The sequence below is a fragment of the Rothia sp. 88186D007BW genome (assembly GCF_053544215.1).
Genome location: NZ_JBPPTR010000018.1, coordinates 1 through 17,933 on the forward strand (window position 1 = coordinate 1; position 17,933 = coordinate 17,933).

14 protein-coding genes and 3 tRNA genes are annotated in these 17,933 nt (G+C 54.8%); 4 read left to right on the forward strand and 13 right to left on the reverse strand.

What is annotated here, in order from left to right:
* Positions 1-4: 4 nt before the first annotated feature.
* The 9 genes from ACEE09_RS09090 to thrC all read right to left on the reverse strand — a co-directional run bounded on the left by ACEE09_RS09090 (position 5) and on the right by thrC (position 8,114).
* A tRNA-Glu gene (locus tag ACEE09_RS09090) sits at positions 5-77 on the reverse strand.
* 203 nt (positions 78-280) lie between these two features.
* A tRNA-Glu gene (locus ACEE09_RS09095) sits at positions 281-353 on the reverse strand.
* A gap of 25 nt (positions 354-378) precedes the next feature.
* Positions 379-450, reverse strand: a tRNA-Gln gene (locus tag ACEE09_RS09100).
* A gap of 322 nt (positions 451-772) precedes the next feature.
* Positions 773-2,287 (reverse strand): glutamate--tRNA ligase, encoded by a 1,515-nt coding sequence (gltX, locus tag ACEE09_RS09105; protein ID WP_449084032.1) that lies wholly within the window; start codon positions 2,285-2,287, stop codon positions 773-775.
* A gap of 49 nt (positions 2,288-2,336) precedes the next feature.
* Positions 2,337-3,113 (reverse strand): fumarylacetoacetate hydrolase family protein, encoded by a 777-nt coding sequence (locus ACEE09_RS09110; RefSeq protein WP_449084034.1) that lies wholly within the window; start codon positions 3,111-3,113, stop codon positions 2,337-2,339.
* A 329-nt stretch (positions 3,114-3,442) separates the two neighbouring features.
* The gene (locus ACEE09_RS09115; RefSeq protein WP_449084036.1) at positions 3,443-5,065 is read right to left on the reverse strand and encodes a pentapeptide repeat-containing protein; all 1,623 of its coding nucleotides are present in this window, start codon (positions 5,063-5,065) and stop codon (positions 3,443-3,445) included.
* 133 nt (positions 5,066-5,198) lie between these two features.
* Complete coding sequence (locus tag ACEE09_RS09120) at positions 5,199-6,296, reverse strand: branched-chain amino acid aminotransferase (protein WP_449084038.1); 1,098 nt, start codon at positions 6,294-6,296, stop codon at positions 5,199-5,201.
* Positions 6,297-6,423: 127 nt separating this feature from the next.
* A complete protein-coding gene (locus ACEE09_RS09125) occupies positions 6,424-6,576 on the reverse strand; it encodes a hypothetical protein (RefSeq protein WP_449084040.1) in 153 nt (50 codons plus the stop codon).
* 110 nt (positions 6,577-6,686) lie between these two features.
* Positions 6,687-8,114, reverse strand: a complete 1,428-nt coding sequence (gene thrC, locus ACEE09_RS09130; protein ID WP_449084042.1) for a threonine synthase — start codon at positions 8,112-8,114, stop codon at positions 6,687-6,689.
* A gap of 122 nt (positions 8,115-8,236) precedes the next feature.
* On the opposite strand from thrC, the gene ACEE09_RS09135 reads away from it, so the two are divergent.
* Both ACEE09_RS09135 and ACEE09_RS09140 read left to right on the forward strand, forming a co-directional pair.
* The gene (locus ACEE09_RS09135; RefSeq protein ID WP_449084044.1) at positions 8,237-9,478 is read left to right on the forward strand and encodes a sensor histidine kinase; all 1,242 of its coding nucleotides are present in this window, start codon (positions 8,237-8,239) and stop codon (positions 9,476-9,478) included.
* Positions 9,479-9,540: 62 nt separating this feature from the next.
* Entirely contained in the window at positions 9,541-10,221 is a 681-nt protein-coding gene (locus ACEE09_RS09140) for a response regulator (RefSeq protein WP_449084046.1), read from the forward strand.
* 8 nt (positions 10,222-10,229) lie between these two features.
* Here ACEE09_RS09140 and ACEE09_RS09145 read toward each other — a convergent pair whose 3' ends face one another.
* Positions 10,230-11,153, reverse strand: a complete 924-nt coding sequence (locus tag ACEE09_RS09145) for a hypothetical protein (RefSeq protein ID WP_449084048.1) — start codon at positions 11,151-11,153, stop codon at positions 10,230-10,232.
* 114 nt (positions 11,154-11,267) lie between these two features.
* Between ACEE09_RS09145 and ACEE09_RS09150 the strand changes: the two genes are divergently transcribed.
* Entirely contained in the window at positions 11,268-12,344 is a 1,077-nt protein-coding gene (locus ACEE09_RS09150; RefSeq protein WP_449084049.1) for a hypothetical protein, read from the forward strand.
* A 138-nt stretch (positions 12,345-12,482) separates the two neighbouring features.
* Here ACEE09_RS09150 and metG read toward each other — a convergent pair whose 3' ends face one another.
* From metG to ilvC, 3 genes are all read right to left on the reverse strand, one after another.
* Positions 12,483-14,024 carry a methionine--tRNA ligase gene (metG, locus tag ACEE09_RS09155; protein ID WP_449084051.1) on the reverse strand — a complete coding sequence of 514 codons (1,542 nt, stop codon included), beginning with the start codon at positions 14,022-14,024 and terminating at the stop codon, positions 12,483-12,485.
* A 98-nt stretch (positions 14,025-14,122) separates the two neighbouring features.
* Positions 14,123-15,718, reverse strand: coding sequence for a phosphoglycerate dehydrogenase (serA, locus tag ACEE09_RS09160; protein WP_449084053.1), 1,596 nt, complete (start codon positions 15,716-15,718; stop codon positions 14,123-14,125).
* Between the two features lie 302 nt (positions 15,719-16,020).
* Positions 16,021-17,001: a ketol-acid reductoisomerase gene (gene ilvC, locus ACEE09_RS09165; protein ID WP_449084055.1), complete on the reverse strand. Its 981-nt coding sequence runs from the start codon at positions 16,999-17,001 to the stop codon at positions 16,021-16,023.
* A 321-nt stretch (positions 17,002-17,322) separates the two neighbouring features.
* Here ilvC and ACEE09_RS09170 point away from each other — a divergent pair, with 321 nt between their 5' ends.
* Entirely contained in the window at positions 17,323-17,775 is a 453-nt protein-coding gene (locus ACEE09_RS09170) for a hypothetical protein (RefSeq protein ID WP_449084056.1), read from the forward strand.
* Positions 17,776-17,933: the final 158 nt, after the last annotated feature.

The window sequence follows — 17,933 nt, forward strand, 5'->3', positions numbered from 1 at the left end:
CCTGTGACCCCAACCGGATTTGAACCGGTGTTGCCGCCGTGAGAGGGCGGAGTACTAGGCCGCTATACGATGGGGCCGAAACTCTTGCGAGCTGCTGCCTTTTTTGGCAACAGATAAAACTATACACGCCCGGTTTACCCGGTGGCAACCTGTATTATAGTTAGCTCCACCACGCACAAGACTGCTATCTGGATAGATACATAGGTAAGAGGGTGCGGGGTAGATGATTTAGTGCATAGAAAAATCCCCCGCTTCAGAAGAAGCGAGGGATTTTAGCCTGTGACCCCAACCGGATTTGAACCGGTGTTGCCGCCGTGAGAGGGCGGAGTACTAGGCCGCTATACGATGGGGCCATAACACCTTGAAACAAGATGTTCGCTGGGATACCAGGACTCGAACCTAGAATGACGGTACCAGAAACCGTAGTGTTGCCAATTACACCATATCCCATTATTATTTGCTTCGACTCATTTCCTTTGAGAATTCATCGCCGCAACGAGTAATAACTCTATACGAGCTACCAAGAGCGTGCAACTCGAAATCTGTAGAGCTACCTCACAACCAGCTGATTTACCTGGTGTTTACCCTGATTTTTAGCGGTTTTTGCCCCCAAAATTTTTGTCAAAAAACTTGAAAAAGCCACTGCGGGCGTCCGCACAGGCCTCTTTCTGCCCCTACAGCCAGGTAAAAAGTACCGCCCCGCTCCCCCACACAGGCAAGGAAACAGGGCGGCAAGTGAGCTAAAGCTCATAAAATAATGCTGCTAGTGGCATTAGGCCAAGGACGCACGCAGCTTCTTCAAACGGGCAAGGGAGGAATCCTTACCCAGAATCTCCATGGACTCAAAGAGGGGCGGTGAGATACGCTGGCCGCTCATAGCGGTACGCACCGGGCCAAAAGCCAGACGGGGCTTAATCTCCAGGCCCTCAACGATAGCTTCACGCAGGGCAGCCTCGATAGTTGCGGCAGTGAAATCATCCAGGGCCTCAACTGCGGTGATCGCCGCATCCAGAACAGCCGGGGCTGACTCTTTGAGCTGCTTGGCCGCGTCCTCAGCAACCTCAATCTCGCCATCTGCGGTAAAGAGGAAGCCTAGCAGGCCAGGGGCCTCACCCAGAAGCTGCATACGCTCCTGAACCAGGGGCGCAGCCTCAGTCAGAATAGTCTGCTCAGATTCGCTCAGGTTCTCAAAGCTCTCAGCAGAAACCAGCTCAGCCTTGTGCAAGAAAGGCACCAGGCGGTTGCGGAAATCCTCAGCCTCTAGCAGACGAATGTGGGTACCGTTAATTGCTTCAGCCTTCTTCAGGTCGAAGCGGGCAGGGTTAGCCAGAACATCCTTAATATCAAAGGCGGCAACCATCTGATCCATGGTGAAGATATCTTCATCGTGGGACAGGGACCAGCCCAACAGGGAGAGGTAGTTGAGCAGGCCTTCCTTGATGAAACCAGCATCGAGCAGGTTGTAGAGGCTGGATTCGGGGTCGCGCTTAGAGAGCTTCTTATTGCCCTGGCCCATCACATAAGGCATGTGCCCAAATTCAGGGATGAAGCTGGTCACACCAACCTCAACCAGGGCCCGGTAAAGAGCAATCTGGCGGGGAGTTGAAGACAGCAGGTCTTCACCGCGCAACACATGGGTGATGCCCATAAGAGCATCATCAACAGGGTTAACCAGGGTGTAAAGGGGCTTACCGTTGGCACGGACGACCACAAAGTCTGGAACAGAACCGGCCTTGAAAGTAATCTCACCGCGCACCAGGTCATTGAAGGTGATGTCTTCATCAGGCATGCGCAAGCGCAAGACGGGGGTGCGGCCCTCAGCCCGGTAGTCGGCCTTCTGCTCTTCGGTCAGGTCACGGTCAAAGTTGTCGTACCCCAGCTTGGGGTCTTCACCCTTAGCCTTGTGGCGCTCTTCAACCTCTTCGGGGGTTGAGAAGTCTTCGTAGATAAAGCCACCGGCCTTGAGCTTCTCTACCACCTCATCGTAGATGTCCATACGCTCTGATTGGCGGTAGGGGGCGTGGGGGCCGCCGATACCGACGCCCTCATCCCAGGTGATACCCAGCCACTGTAGGGATTCGAGTACCTGATTGAAGGATTCTTCGGAGTCACGGGCAGCGTCCGTATCTTCAATACGGAAGACCATGGTGCCACCGGTGTGCTTGGCGTAAGCCCAGTTGAAGAGGGCAGTTCGCACCATACCCACGTGGGGGGTGCCGGTGGGTGAAGGGCAGAAACGGACGCGGGTCTCTGAGGGGTCTTTGAGGTTCAGAGCGTAATCACTCATGGATGTGGGCACATCCCTTTCTTCTTGAAAGCTGTTCTTGGGTTCTAGTTTACTCGGCGCGGACGGTATTAATGAGGGAGCCGATACCCTCAACCTCAATTTCGACCTCGTTACCGGCGCTCAGGCGCCCTGCCCCGGCGGGGGTACCGGTCAGAATCACATCGCCCGGCAGCAGGGTGAAGTATTCGCTGGCGGCGGCGACTAGCTCGGCGACGGAGAAAACCATGTCGGCTGTGGTGCCGTCCTGTTTGAGGTCCCCATCCACCCAGGTTTGGATGGTGAGGTCGTCAGGATCGAGCTCGGTTTCAATCCAGGGGCCTAGGGGGCAGGAGCCGTCAAAGCCCTTGGCGCGGGCCCACTGAACGTCGGTATTTTGGGCGTCGCGGGCAGTCAGGTCATTGGCGACCGTGTAACCGTAAATCACCTCAGGCACACGATCCAGAGGCACGGACTTGGCGATACGGCCAATCACAACAGCCAATTCCCCTTCAAAGGAAACATCATCGGACCACTCAGGTAAGGCGATAGGGTCGCCAGGGCCAATGACGGAGGTGTTGGGCTTGAAGAAGAACTGAGGCGTTGTGGGGGTCTCGTTGCCCAGCTCGGAGGCGTGGTCGTGCCAGTTGCGGGCCGCCCCAATCACCTTGGAACGGGGAATAATGGGGGCCAGTAGGCGGACGTCCGCAACCGGGTACCGCTTATCGGTGGGGTTAATGCCGGTGTAGAAAGGGTCGCCGGAGAGAACAGTAACAGTCTCTTCACCAGGCTCACCTTCAACCAGGCCAAAGTGCAGGGTATCGTCTACAGTAAATCGGGCAATGCGCATACTTCTAGACTACCGGACTCACCTAGGGCGGAGGTGGCCTAAGCGAGTGTTTGCTTACTGTTGATTTTCTGCCTGGTACTCTTCGTGGGCTTTGATGATGTCACCAGCCAGGGCCTGAAGAAGTATATTAATTTTAGATAATCTCTACACATAATAATTTATCGATAGTTTTAAACTAGGCTAAAATCTGCTGATAACTCATCATTCCATCCACTCTGTGCACCTTTCCCAAGAGCGAGAACGATTATTCGAAATTCTATTTTAGAGTAACTCAAATGGATTCCCTCATTAATTTCCCCACTACAGAAAATTTCTCTTCAAGAAGAGATTTACCGTGACCCCATTCCAGAATTTATATCATGAGTATCATTCTTGAGGAACTTTCGATAAGAATCCCAATAGGATTGATGTCCTCTTAAAATATTTTCTACCAAGATTTCGTCAAATCCTTTAGAACCAAGAAGTTCTTTACGGCTTGGCAAAGAACGGACACACTTCAGAGTTCCAACAATATGTTGGCGGGATTCAGCACCAAACGAGTCCCGTTTATTCCCAAAGAAAACGGTATCTTTCATATAAGCGCCATATAGCTCAGCATTCTCTAGAGTTACCCCTATCAGATAAGCACCCTTTAAATCAGCTTCCTCAAGACAGGCTTCTCTTAAAATAGTTCTTTCAAAATTTGCTTTTTGTAAATTTGCTTTCTTAAGGTGAGCGCCCCATAATTTAGCTCTAATCATCGATGCATCCATCAGATTTGCCCCTTGCAGGAAAGCATTCTGCAATGTAGCTTTATCTAACTTTGCATTTTGAAGAGAGGCCCCCTCCAGATATGCATCTACTAAATAAGCTTTATTTAAATGAGCATTATTCAGTTCAGCACCCTCTAAGTGCACACCCCATAAATTTGCTCCCTCCAAATGTGCACCATGTAGTTTTGAATTCCGCAAATCCAGCTGACTTAAGTTAAGACCCCGCAAGTCCAAGTAGCTTAGATTAAAACTAGACCGACAGGCCTCTTTTATTTCAAATTCATTTTGACTATTTCCCTCATCACTCGCTTGATACCTGGGAAAAATATCCTGAATAACAGAATTTAGAGTACGAAGATCAAGTTCACTTCGCACATCCACTTCCTCATCTTCTAGCTCTTGATACACCCCAAAGATGATCTTAAGAATATTATGTTGCTGACCTTCTTTTTGTAGTGCAATTAAAGGTGAGGTAGAAGATAGCGTCTCCCAGTCCTTATAAAGGGCTGCTAACTGGAAGTAGGTAGCTGATACTTCCTTAGGAACATCTCCATAGCGGCGGGGGATAATCTCATGTAGTCTGTCATTGAGATTTTTAATCAGCTCCGCATCTAACTTCTGCTGTTCTCTTCTCCTCTTTTCTTCTTCTAGTGCTCTCTGATGCTCTAACTGGGTTTCAAGATGCTTCTGCTGGCTTTCTAGCTGAGTCTGTAAGTTCTTCTCCTGGGAAAGACGGTTCTCTTCCCCCGTCCTATAGCTCACCGCAACGGAGACCACCACACCCACAGCCGCAATCAGAGCAGCAAAGGCTGTAGCAATTCCCTGTCGGGCTTCTTTCCAGTCCCCGTTATAGGTAGCAAGAGTAAGAACCAGAACAGCTAGAGCCGATACCAGAAAAAGAGCAGGCAGAACAGCCACAACAATTCGAAAGAGCTGCTTACTATCACTTTCTGCCGACTTCTTACTTGAAGAAGCCCATACACTTACCGCGCCTGCGCCAAGGCAGCAGATTAAGGCTAGCCCCCAGTCCGCCCAGCCTAATGCTTCAAAGGTGAGATTCCAGTACTCACGCTTGTAAAATACCCCAGCCAATAACCAGCCATAGATAAAAGCACCTGCGCCCCAGGCACCCGTTACTAACACAAAACCCAATTCATGAGTCCGCCGTATCTTTTTTGCTACCTCAGGTTCTTCTGCCACTTACTCTTCCTTCCTTCTGGTCTGCTGTGTAAAGATACCTCAACAACAACTAGAAAAGACCATATAAACCAGAAAAACCCACCAGTTGGTGGGTTTTTCTGATCTAGATGGTAGCACCTATCCTCAGGGAAGGTTAGACCAGCTTGACGTTCCAGTCGAAGCGGTCCTCAACCTTACCGGTCTGGATGCCAACGAGCTCTTCACGCAGGGCCATGGTGACCTCGCCGCCGTCCGCACCAGAAGCTGAAGGGATCTCAAAGTCAGCGGCCTTGAGCTTACCGACGGGGGTAATCACAGCGGCAGTACCACAAGCGAAGATTTCGACAATCTCACCTGAGGCGACGCCCTCGCGCCACTCGCTCAAAGTAATCTTGCGCTCTTCAACCTGGTGGCCGCGGTCCTGAGCCAGCTTAATGATGGACTTACGGGTAATACCGCGCAGAATAGTACCGGTCAGCTCAGGGGTGACAATGTGGCCGTCCTTGTAGACGAAGAAAATGTTCATGCCGCCCAGCTCTTCAATGGCGTCCCCACGGTTGGGGTCCTTGAAGATAACCTGCTTGCAACCCTGCTCCTGGCCCTCAATCTGAGCAGCCAAAGACGCAGCGTAGTTACCGCCGCACTTAGCCTCACCGGTACCGCCAACACCCGCACGGGCGTAAGTGGTAGAAAGCCAAATGTCAACGGGCTTGGGGGTACCGAAGTAGTTACCTGCGGGGGAAGCAATAATGAAGAAAGCAACCTCGCGGGCAGGGCGAATACCCAAGAAAGCCTCAGTAGCGATCATGAAGGGGCGCAGGTAGAGGGACTCACCATCACCGGAAGGAACCCAGGCGGCGTCAATCTCAACGAGCTGACGCATGGCCTCAACAAAAAGCTCCTCAGGCAGGTGAGGCAGTACCAGGCGGTCTGCTGACTTGTTCAGGCGGGCAGCGTTCTCTTCAGGGCGGAAGGTGGTGATAGAACCATCAGCCTGACGGTAGGCCTTGATGCCCTCAAAAATTTCCTGGCCGTAGTGCAGCACACCGGCGGCAGGGTCAAGAGTGATCGGGCCGTAGGGCAGTACCTGGGCGTTGGACCATTCGCCGTTGTCAGCTCCGGTGCCCTTCCAGTCGATGCGTACCATGTGGTCGGTGAAGTAGTCACCGAAGCCGGGGTTAGCCAAGATTTCGGCGCGGCGCTCATCGCTGGCGGGGTTGGGGTTGCGGTTAATTGTGAATTCGAGAGACATGCTTATCCTTCAAACTGTTTGACGGGGGTTCGCTCTTCTAGATTACCCTAAGGGAATGTGCCCTGTTGGCTAGCTTATGTAAAACCTTGCCCCTCTTATGTAAAACTTTCCTGTCTTATGTAAAACCTCACCGGGTTTCGGTGGGGCTCCAGCATCTTTGGCGAAGTTGGGCCAGAATTGCATCGCCAATCTCGCCAGTTGCGCGGTTTACCCCAGGGCGGGCGGTGAGGTCCGCTTCTACAGCCTGCTCAATACGAGCTGCGGTAGCGTCATGGCCCAAGGGATATCCACGAAGTCGATGTGGTTTCATATAGTGAGCCTAGTGCCCCAGGGTTTAGCAGGGCAGACAACCAGGCATGTGGTTCAGTGAGGGAGAGAAAAGGCGAACGGTTAGACCTTCTTCGCAATCAGCTCCTTGACCGCCTCAACCTCGTTGGGCAGGTCAATGACGTGGCGGTCGGCCTCCATGATGCCCGCAAAACGCTCAGGAATTTCAGGCTCGGAGCCGGTAGCTTCAGCGATAGTCTGAGCGAACTTGACCGGCAGGGCGGTCTCTAGACAGATGATGGGGGTGTCAATCTTCTCAGCCCAGTCGCGGGCGACCTTCACACCATCTGCGGTGTGGGGGTCAAGGAGCACACCCAGACGCTCATGGGCATCGCGGATGGTGGCGATACGGTCGGCGTGGGTGGAGCGGCCTGACGCAAAGCCGTAGCGCTCAGCTGCTTCAGCGAAGACTTCCTCATCTGCAAGTGAGAAACCGCCCTGGCGCACCTTAAGGCCAAAGAGGTCAGCGGTGCGTTCGGCGTCGCGGCCTAGCAGGTCGTAGATGAAACGCTCAAAGTTAGAGGCACGGGAGATATCCATAGAAGGGCTAGAGGTCTCATAGGTATCAGCTGATGAGCGTACCCGGTAGTCACCGGTGCGGAAGAACTCGTCAAGCACGTCATTCTCGTTGGTTGCCACAATCAGGCGATCAATGGGTAGGCCCATCTGGCGGGCAATGTGCCCGGCGCAGATGTCACCAAAGTTGCCGGTGGGCACGCAGAAGGAAACCTTCTGGTCGTTGGTTTCGGTGGCGCGAATCCAGGAAGAAACATAGTAGACCACCTGGGCCATCAGGCGGGCCCAGTTGATGGAGTTCACTGCACCAATACGCTTTTCAGCCTTGAAGGCAGCGTCAGCAGAAATAGCTTTGACGACGTCCTGGCAGTCGTCAAAGACCCCGTCGAGAGCCACGTTGAAGATGTTTTCATCGTCTAGGCCGAACATTTGGGCCTGCTGGAAGGGGGTCATGCGCCCGGCGGGGGTGAGCATGAAAACCTTGATGCCGGGGCGTCCGCGCATGGCGTACTCAGCGGAGGAGCCGGTATCGCCTGAGGTGGCACCCACAATGTTCAGGGTTTCACCGCGGCGGGCTAGTTCATATTCGAAGAGTTCACCCAGGAGCTGCATGGCCATGTCCTTGAAAGCAGCAGTGGGGCCCTCAGAGAGGTGGCCGATGAGAATACCGGGTTCCAGTTCGGTGACCGGCACGATCTCTTCTGAAGCGAATTTGGGGTAGGAGTAGGCCCGGGCGGTCATAGCCTTAATGTCTTCAACCGGAATATCGTCGATGAAGAGTTGCAGTACCTCTGCGGCCAGAGCTGCATAGCCTTCCTCAGTCAGCACAGTGCGCCAGCGGGCGAGAGTGGCATCATCGAGGGTGGGGTAGGTTTCGGGTAGGTAGAGGCCGCCGTCGGGGGCAAGGCCGCCGAGCAGGATATCGGTGAAGTGAGCGGGAGTGCGGGTGGTGTCGCGGGTTGAGATGTACTGCATGAGTATAAGCCTACCGAAACTCAGCGCCTGGTGCTGTGAGGCACTCATACTAGGGTATGAATTTGAGGTGCGGACGCCCCTGCGCACCCGGTCGGGGTGGGGTGGGCTTTTAGACTGGGAGGGTGGATACCCTACAAATAGACCTGGCCGCTACCCAGCGCCGGAAGAAGCTGGTCAACGCGATAGCTGTTGCCCTGGGGCAGCTATTGACCTTGGTAACAGTTTTTACCTTTGGTTCCCTGATGATGACTTGGTCGCTCATCTTCGTAGGGGCTTGGCTGGTTGCCACATCGAGCCTCTACTTCAGGTACTCCCGGCCCATGCTGGTTCTGGTGCTAGTAGTAGTTTCGCTTCTGGTAACTATCCCTGCCCCCTACCCTGCGGTGGGTTCCTGGTGGGCTGCCCCGTTTATGGTCTACCACCTGGCGCGATATTATTCTAAGCCGGTGCGTACGGGCACTCTTATTGCGGCCCTTTTCGCCTCAGCCGTCGGCGGCTTTATTTTCACCCGCCCCTTTTTGGCCTATAACCCCAGTGCCCTCGTGTTCTACATTACCGCCCTTGCCGCTGTTTTTATCTGTGCAGCTATCGTCACAATCGCCTGGTTCTTTGGCGACTCCCGGCGACTACGAGAACAAAGTCACCGGGCCCTGTTGGAGCGAAACCGCCAGCTAGAACACGAGCGGGAACAGGAGCGGGCACTGGCTGCCTTAGACGAGCGGGCCCGCATCGCCCGAGAAATGCACGATATTGTCGCTCATTCTCTGTCTGTCATCATTACTCAGGCGGACGGAGCCCGCTACGCTGCTACTGCCCAGCAGACGGAGAAGGCGGTGGCAGCCTCCGCCCCCACAGAGCCGGTGGAAATTACCACCCTGGCCACCATTTCTGAGACCGCACGCTCAGCCCTGCAGCAGATGCGCACCCTACTCGGAGTCCTACGCACCGATGAAACAACAACAGTTGAACCGCTACCAGCCCTGCACGATATCCCCCAGCTGATTGAACAAACTCAAAGACTAGGCATACCAGTGCAGCTGAGCATGGTCTCAGGGGTTGAAGAGAAACTGCCACAAGGAGCCGACCTGACCAGCTACCGTATCGTGCAAGAAGCCCTCACCAACGTAGCCAAGCACTGCCCGGCCACTCCCCTAGTGACCGTCACCATCAGCAAAGGCAAACAGACCCTTGATATTGACATTACCAACCAGCCGCAACAAGAGCCCTGCCAGCCACTACCAGGTGCCCGCCGCGGACTCCTAGGTATGCGCGAGCGCATCGATATGTACCATGGCACCTTGCAGTATGGCAGGCTAGCTGACGGGTCTTTTAGGGTTTTCGCTCAGATTCCTTTTGTGCCCTAATCTTGTGTGAAGATAACAATGGCCTGTTTGCCCGATGTGAAAAGAAATGTGAAAGTAAAACTGTGATTAGAGTTCTTCTTGTCGATGACCAGCATTTAGTTCGTTCTGGTCTGGCGATGCTGATTGGTTCCCAGGCTGATATGCAGGTGGTAGCCCAGGCCAGCGACGGCCAGCAGGCCATTGAGCAGGTCGCCGAGCTGCAGGCCGAAGGGCTGGGCCCTGATGTGGTGCTCATGGATGTGCGTATGCCGGTACTCGATGGTATTGAGGCTACCGGGGCGATTATCGAGGCCTTCCCCCAGGTGAAGGTGGTTATGCTCACTACCTTTGACATCGACGACTATGTGTATGCCGCGGTCCAGCGCGGAGCCAGCGGGTTCCTGCTCAAGGACGCCCCGCCCGAGCAGCTTTTAGGGGCTATCAGGACGGTGCAGCGTGGGGACGCTGTAATTGCACCCAGTGCTACCAAGCGGCTTCTAGAGCAGATGATTCCCCATCTGGCAGGGGGCGCGCCCACCCAGCAGGCGCCCCAGAAACACGCTGAGAAGATCGCCAGCCTCACTAACCGAGAACATGAGTTGTTTTTGCTGATTGCTCAGGGGCTCTCTAATGGGGAGATGGCGCAAGAGCTCTTTGTTTCTGAGGCGACTGTCAAAACCCATGTCTCACATATTTTGACTAAACTTGAGGCCCGCGACCGCGTGCAGGCCGTCATTATTGCCTACGAGGCGGGGCTGGTATAGCCCCAGCTCTAGCTGGCAGTTGGGCTAGCTGTAGGAGTAGGCACAGTTACCGGCGAAGTGTTCTTGGGATCTGTTTTATCACTTGCAGTTCGCTCCACAGCGGTTGCGTGAATACCCTCAAGGTCCTTAGAAAACTGCTCAAGGCGCTTGTAGACCGACTCGTAGTAAGAACTCTTTAGATCGGCGACAGAAGAATCAAAAGACATGTTCTCACGGCACGAAATATCGGCCTTGAGCATACCCTTAGCGTCATCGGCGTTCAAAAGGCTAGCGGCGTAAGCGGCTTCGTCAGTGCTTGAGACCTGGCTGAAGCCCGCTTCGCTCATGCAAGTACCCCATGATTCTTGTAAGGCCAGGTAGTTCTCATCAGTTCGCAGGCTAGTCTCAATGGCCTGGGCGAATTCAGGGGCCAGCAGGGCAGCCTTCACCCCGTCCTCCGCTGAACCGTAGATGTACTCGTAGCTCTGAGCCATACACCCGGTTGAGTCCAGTTCCCCACTGGAATAGTCCATGAAAGTTACGGTGAAGGTTTCCCCGCCCTCCCCTAGGTAAGCGTCCAGGCCCTTCTGGTTAAAGCTAGCAGCCGGCCGGCCCTCAGCGGCAGGGAGCTTCCCGTAGCCAGAAGTCTTCAGCTCTTCAGTGGTGCGGCCGGTGTAAACAGCAGACTCTAGCGTAAGCCCAACCTCAGGCTCCTTATAGCTACCGCCAGCCTCAGCCACGCAACGCTCAACAAAAGCCCTACGGGCAGACTCCGCCTCAGACGGAGGAAAAATCCAGGACTGCAAGCTCTCAAGATGTTCAGCCTGGGTCTTCTCAGCAGCGGTGAGCTCATCAAAGTTCTGAGGCTGCGAAGAACAACCCACTAACCCCACAAGGGTGAAACACCCCAGTACGGTAAGCCCCTGTACGTAACGGTTCGTAAGTAATGACACGGCGTCCTCCCTAGATAATCAGCCTCAATTCTAACTACTATGAAGAAGCAGTATCACCACAACCTCACAAGAAACCCACGACGACCTAGTCACAGAAAGCAGATTCTTACCCTTATGACCTCCCTTGACCAGCAAGGAATTCAGACCAGCCGCCGTGGTCTCATGCGCTTTGCCGCGCTCACCGGTGTGGCCGGTGTTGCCACAGCGGCAGGCACCGCAGCTCTCAACGCTACTGCCCATGCCGCAGACGCCAGCTCCAGCGTCTTTTCAGCAGACTTCCACTACCCCACCATCACCGGCCCCTCCATTGCCCTATGGGGCAGCTCCTCCTTTGGCGGGGCGAACGCAGAACAAGGAGTCCCCGCCGGGTACGATGCCTCCATCGACGGGCAGCTAGCAAGTTACCTTCAGATACCGGTCCTTAGATTTGGTCGCGGCGGTGAAACCTCCACCATGATCGCCGCCCGCCGCGGGGTCGCCCAGTCCATGTACAAGCTCATCTTCCCTAACAACATGATCCCAGCCTCAGGGTCAGTGACCGTCAAAGTTTCTGACACCTCCCACCTGGCCTGGGGGTCAGTAGCTTACCTGCCCGGTTATGTATCGGCTGTGCCAGGCGTCCTGACCTCTGGGGCCACAGAAGGCACATACATTTTCACTCGCGCCGTACCAGGTGAAGCAGTCTATGCTCCTTCTGATAGCCCAGCCTCCTGGTTCCACTCCTACCAAGAGATGATTTCGCGTTCCTCGTACCACATCATTCAGATTGGGCGAAACAATCTCAACGACTTTGACCGCATCACCAAAGACACAGAAGCCTGCTTCGCGCTTGCACCCAAGCGTACCCTCGTCATGGGTCAGTTCGCCTCCCGCGGTGACGGTTCTGATTCAAGGCGCGCTCAGCAGGTCCAGGCCTACAACGATTGGGCAGCCAAAACCTACGGCACCCTCTTCATCAACCCAGATACCTACCTGCGCGAGACAACCCAAGAATCCTGGCTACGCTACGGGGCCCTAGCAGGCTCTGGTGTCTGGTCATCAGATACTGACCGTGACGCCTACGACGAAGGTAAAATCCCGCCCTCACTCTACTCATCAGACGGTCTGCACCTCAACGGCTGGGGCTATATCGCCCTCTCACAAATGATCTACTACAAGGTGACAGAACTCGGCTGGTTCCCTGCCTCCTAACGAGCTGACCTCCTGCTAGGCTCACAAGCCGGTTAAGGTAAGTAGCTGATGAAAAAAGATAAGGACGCGGCCCCCACCATTCGGGTAGAAAGGTGGGCGGCCGCGTCCTTAAGTCTGCTGTGAGGTGAGACTACCTGTTTAGGCGTTCTTAGGCTCCTCATAGCGAGGGAAAACAGGGGCCGGGGCGGGAAGCTCAGTACCGGGCACCAGGGCCTGGCTCAGGGCCGCGAAGACACGATTCTTAGGCTCAACAGCCAGCAAATCAAGCATCTTCCCCATAGAAGTAGGCATGACCGGCTGAGCCAAGGTGGCAACAATACGAAGCACCTCAGCGGTCACGTATAGCACAGTGTTCATGCGCTCTAGATCAGTCTTGCGCAACTTCCAGGGCTCCTGGGCGGTGAAGTAGCGGTTAGCTTCACCCACAACCTGCCAGATGCGCTCTAGGGCGCGGTGGAAGGCCTGCTCATCAAAATCAGTACGGACCGGCTCATAGAGGGAGGCAGCCATCTCAAGCATGGCGGTGTCTTCTGCGGTGAAAGCACCGTGAGCAGGCACCTTGCCTTCACAGTTCTTTGCAACCATAGACAGGGATCGCTGGGCCAGGTTACCCAGGTCGTTGGCCAGGTCTGAGTTGATGCGGTTCTTAATGCCTTCTGCTGAGTAGGAGCCGTCCTGCCCGAAGGAGACATCACGCAGCAGGAAGAAACGCAACTGGTCCAGGCCGAAGCTAGCTACCAGGTCAGCCGGATCAACCACGTTGCCAATAGACTTACTCATCTTCTCCCCATCCACTAGCAAGAAGCCGTGGCCAAAGACGCGCTGGGGAAGTTCCAGACCGGCTGACCAGAGGAAGGCAGGCCAGTAGATGGCGTGGAAACGGGTGATGTCCTTACCGATTAGGTGCAGGTTAGCAGGCCAGAACTTGGTGAAAAGTTCGCCCTCAGTATCGGGGTAGCCCAGGCCGGTGAGGTAGTTGGTCAAGGCGTCCACCCAGACGTACATGACGTGCCGATCATTCCCAGGGACAGGCACGCCCCAGTCGAAGGTGGTACGTGAGATGGAAAGGTCGTTCAGGCCGTTCTTGATGAAGGAGGCCAGCTCATTGCGGCGGGACTCAGGGTAGACGAAGCCCTGCGTGGAGTAGAGCTCTAGCAGGCGCTCACCGTATTTGGAGAGGCGGAAGAAGTAAGATTCTTCTTCAGTCCACTCAACCTCGGTGCCAGTTGAGGTAGCGTAGCGCACGCCCTCTCGCACCTCGGTTTCTTCTTCGGTGTAGTAGGCCTCATCGCGCACCGAGTACCAGCCGGCGTACTTATCCAGGTAGATATCGCCGTTCTCTTCCATCTTCTTCCAGATGGCCTGAGAAGCTGCGTAGTGGTCTGCATCGGTGGTGCGGATGAAACGCTCGAAGTCAGCTCCGACCAGTTCAGCCATGGCACGGAAACGAGCGGAGTTCTCATCTGCCAGTTCTTTGGGGGTTTTGCCCTGCTTGGCGGCGGTGGTCTGCATCTTCTGCCCGTGCTCATCGGTACCGGTCATGAAGCGTACATCGAAGCCGTCCAGCTTCTTGAAACGTGCCATGGTATCGGCGGCAATAACCTCGTAGGCATGCCCGATATGGGGGGCGCCGTTGGGGTAAGAAATCGCAGTGGTGATGTAGTACGGGGTAGAAGTCATAGCTACCACTTTACCCGTTTACACCAACCACTGCGAACCCTATTTCACATGGGAAAAAGGTACGGGTGGGCTTTCCCGAAGCCCACCCGCGCTACTAGCTAGTCAGCCAGGTTGATGATGGCCGCACGTGAAGCGTTGACCACGCGCTTGATGGAATCAAGCACCTCGTTGTTCAGGGCTGAGTCCAGGGCCAGGACGCAGAGGGCCTCGGCGTTCTTGTCATTACGAGATACCTGCATACCGGCGATGTTAATGGAGGCAGTTCCGAGCAGGGTACCGATAGCTGCGATGACGCCGGGGCGGTCTTCGTATTCAAGCACCAGCATGTGGTCGGTGATGGGGATCTCGATGTCGTAGCCGTTGACGTTGGTCAGCTTCTCAATCAGCTTAGGCCCGGTGACGGTACCGGCTACCTTGATAACTTCGCCATTGGCCAGAGCACCGGTGAGTACGGTTTCGTTACGGAAGTACTCGGTGTCGGTGGTGGTGACCAGCTCAACTTCCACACCGCGCTGTTCTGCCAGCACGGGGGCGTTAACGTAGGAAACCTTTTCTGAGACAACGTCAGTGAAGACACCCTTGAGGGCTGAGAGTTTAAGGGAGGTGACGTCCTTGGTAGCGATTTCACCAGCAATTTTCACCTCAACGCGGGTGAGAGCCTCGTCGCCGCCGATAGCGGTGAGGATGCGGCCTGCCTTTTCAGCCAGGGGAACACCGGGGCGCACCTGCTTGTCAATAGCACCACCGGCTACGTTGACAGCATCGGGTACGAGGTCACCTTCCAGGGCCAGGCGTACAGACTTGGCGACGGATACACCAGCCTTTTCCTGAGCCTCAAAAGTGGAGGCACCCAGGTGGGGGGTAGCAACCACGTTGGGCAGCTCAACAAAGGGTACGTTCTTAGCAGGTTCTTTGACGTAAACGTCAATGGCGGCGCCAGCGATCTCACCTGAGCGTAGGGCAGCGTCAAGGTCGGCTTCATCGATCAGGCCACCGCGAGCTACGTTGACCACATAAGCGGTCTTCTTCATCTTCTTGAAGCTCTCGGCGTTAATCATGCCCATAGTTTCAGGGGTGCGGGGCATGTGGATGGTGATGAAGTCGGAGCGCTCTACCAGTTCGTCCAGTTCTACCAGTTCTGCGCCCAGGGCTGCTGCACGGGCAGAGGTGACGAAGGGGTCGTAGGCGATAATCTCGGTGCCGAAGGCCTTGAGGCGTTCTGCAACCAGGCCACCGATTCGACCGATGCCGATGATACCGATGGTCTTTTCAAAGAGCTCAACACCTGAGAAGGCGGAGCGCTTCCACTGGCCAGCTTTCATGGAGGCATCAGCAGCAGCGATGTTGCGGGACAGGCCCAGGATGTGCCCGACGGTGAGTTCTGCTGCTGAGATGACGTTAGAGGTGGGTGCGTTGACGACCATGACGCCTGCTGCGGTGGCGGCTTTGATATCAACGTTGTCGAGGCCTACGCCTGCGCGGGCGATAACTTTGAGCTTCTTGGCCGCGGCGATGGCTTCTGCATCGACCTGGGTGGCTGAGCGCACGAGGATGGCGTCAACATCGGCGATAGCCGGGATGAGTTCTTCCCGGTTTGCCCCGTCGCAAGAGCGGATTTCAAAATCGGGGCCCAGGGCTTCAACGGTGGCAGGTGAGAGTTCTTCAGCGAGAAGAACGACTGGTTTTGCGGTCACGGGTGGTTTCCTTTTACTGGTGACAGTTGGGGCTAGTGTGGTGCAGCTGGCGCTTCGGACCCTAAGGACGCCGCTGGTTGGTAGGCTCACAATGAGCAGGTGCTTCTGTGGTGTGAGCTACAGTTCACCGTACGGCTGTAACTCGACCACTTCCCTAGTTTACCGGGATTAGCAAGAGCCGACTAGCTACCCAGGTGGGGGTAGCTAGTCAGCTGCATATATTTCACTCTAGGAACAGCACAGATGACCTAGCGTTAGCAGGTAAATGCCTCGCTCATAGAGCCTGCGGCCAGAACCTTAGCTTAGGCGAAGAGTTTGCGCAGTTCACGGCCAGCAGCTTCGATGGGGTGGGATTCGCCCTGAGCGCGCAGTTCCTTCAGCTCAGCTCCCCCAGCTTTCTGGTCGTCCATAAAACGCTGGGCAAAGGTGCCGTTCTGGATGTCAGCTAGCACAGCCTTCATGTTTTCTTTGACCTCGGGGGTGATGACGCGGGAGCCAGAGACATAGCTACCGTATTCAGCGGTATCTGAGATTTCCTGGCTGTGGTGAGCAATGCCACCCTTGACCAGCTGGTCTACCGTGAGTTTCAGTTCGTGCAGAACCTTGAAGTAGGCAATTTCAGGCTGACAGCCCGCTTCAGTCAGAGTTTCAAAGCCGTACTTAATGAGCTGCGAGATCCCACCAGAGAGCACAGCCTGCTCGCCGAAGAGATCTGATTCAGTTTCTTCCTTGAAGGTGGTTTCGATAACCCCTGCGCGGGTTGCACCCAGGGCCTTTGCATAGGCTAGAGCAAGGTCAAGAGCCTCACCTGAGGCGTCCTTTTCGACAGCTACCAGGGCAGGTACGGCGCGTCCTGCCTCGAACTCGCGGCGAATAAGGTCGCCAGAGCCCTTAGGTGCAACCAGGGCAAGATCTACACCTTCAGGGGCGTCAATATAACCGAAAACGACGCTAAAGCCGTGGGCAAAGAAAAGGGCGTCGCCTTCGTTGAGGTTGGGGGCGATCTCTTGTTTGTAGATTTCTGCCTGAACCTGGTCGGAGGTCAGCATCATAATGAGATCAGCTTCAGCTGCGGCTTCAGCTACAGACATGACGCGCAGGCCTTCTGCTTCTGCCATGGCCCATAAACTTGAGTCTTCTGCTAGGCCTAAACGGACGTCTACGCCGGAGTCACGGAGGTTGAGGGCGTGGGCTTGCCCCTGGGAGCCGTAGCCGATGATAGCGACAGAGCGTTCTGCGATATAGGCCAAATCGGCATCGTCATTGTAGTAAATCTTTGCCATAGTTTTTTGATCTCCTTGGTGAGTTGAGAGGCAGCAGGCGCTGCCAGGCCTTAGTGTTTATGAACTGTTTGTCTCTAGCGTAGTGGTTTCTGCCGGTCTTGAGAGGCGGTTTCGGTGTTTTTGGAATTGTTTTTTAGAGCGGTGGCCTCCAACGAGCTTGGTAGAGCTTTCTCGCCGATATGGCAGGAGCCACGAGCTAGGTGTAGTACAACTTTCCTTCATCAGTTGGTTATAGGCCCTCACCTCGTCATTTAAAGACTTTTAGGGTGCGGATGACATTATTCTTACCATCACTTCGTCTATAGCACGTAGACTGATGACATGACTGAACCCCAGCTCACCAGTAGTGAAATCGCCAAGGCCCTGCACACTGTCTTCGATAGTCAGATTATTAACTACGGAGCCTACAACCTGGTTTTTGCTACAGGTTCATCCATTTACCGCAACCCAGATGTGGCCTCCCACCAGGAAGAGAATCAAAGCTGTTTCCTCATTGGTTACAGAGACACTCCCCGCGAGGCCATCATTGCCCCACTCTCATTACCTGATGTGCAGGGGGCTGGCACGCCCACCTCTATTGACAATACGAACGCCGCGCGCACTTTTAGCCTCTCAGATTACTCATTTGGGCTAGAGTCCACCAACGGCACATCTTTCTCGCTCGCCTTCGACCCCCAGGTAGAAGTGCATACTGCTGAAGGCAGTGGACTGCTCGAGCAGGCACTGGATATCGAAGATTTTAAGCGCGTCATTATTGAGGCATGGAAACTCTAGCCAGCCCCAGCTGAAAGCATCTTGCCAGAGTGGTTATGAAGAAATAGAAAGAAGTAAGAGAAACAAAGATGCCCAACCGGATAACCGGTCGGGCATCTTATATTGTGCGCCCCCTGGGACTTGAACCCAGAACCCATTGATTAAGAGTCAATTGCTCT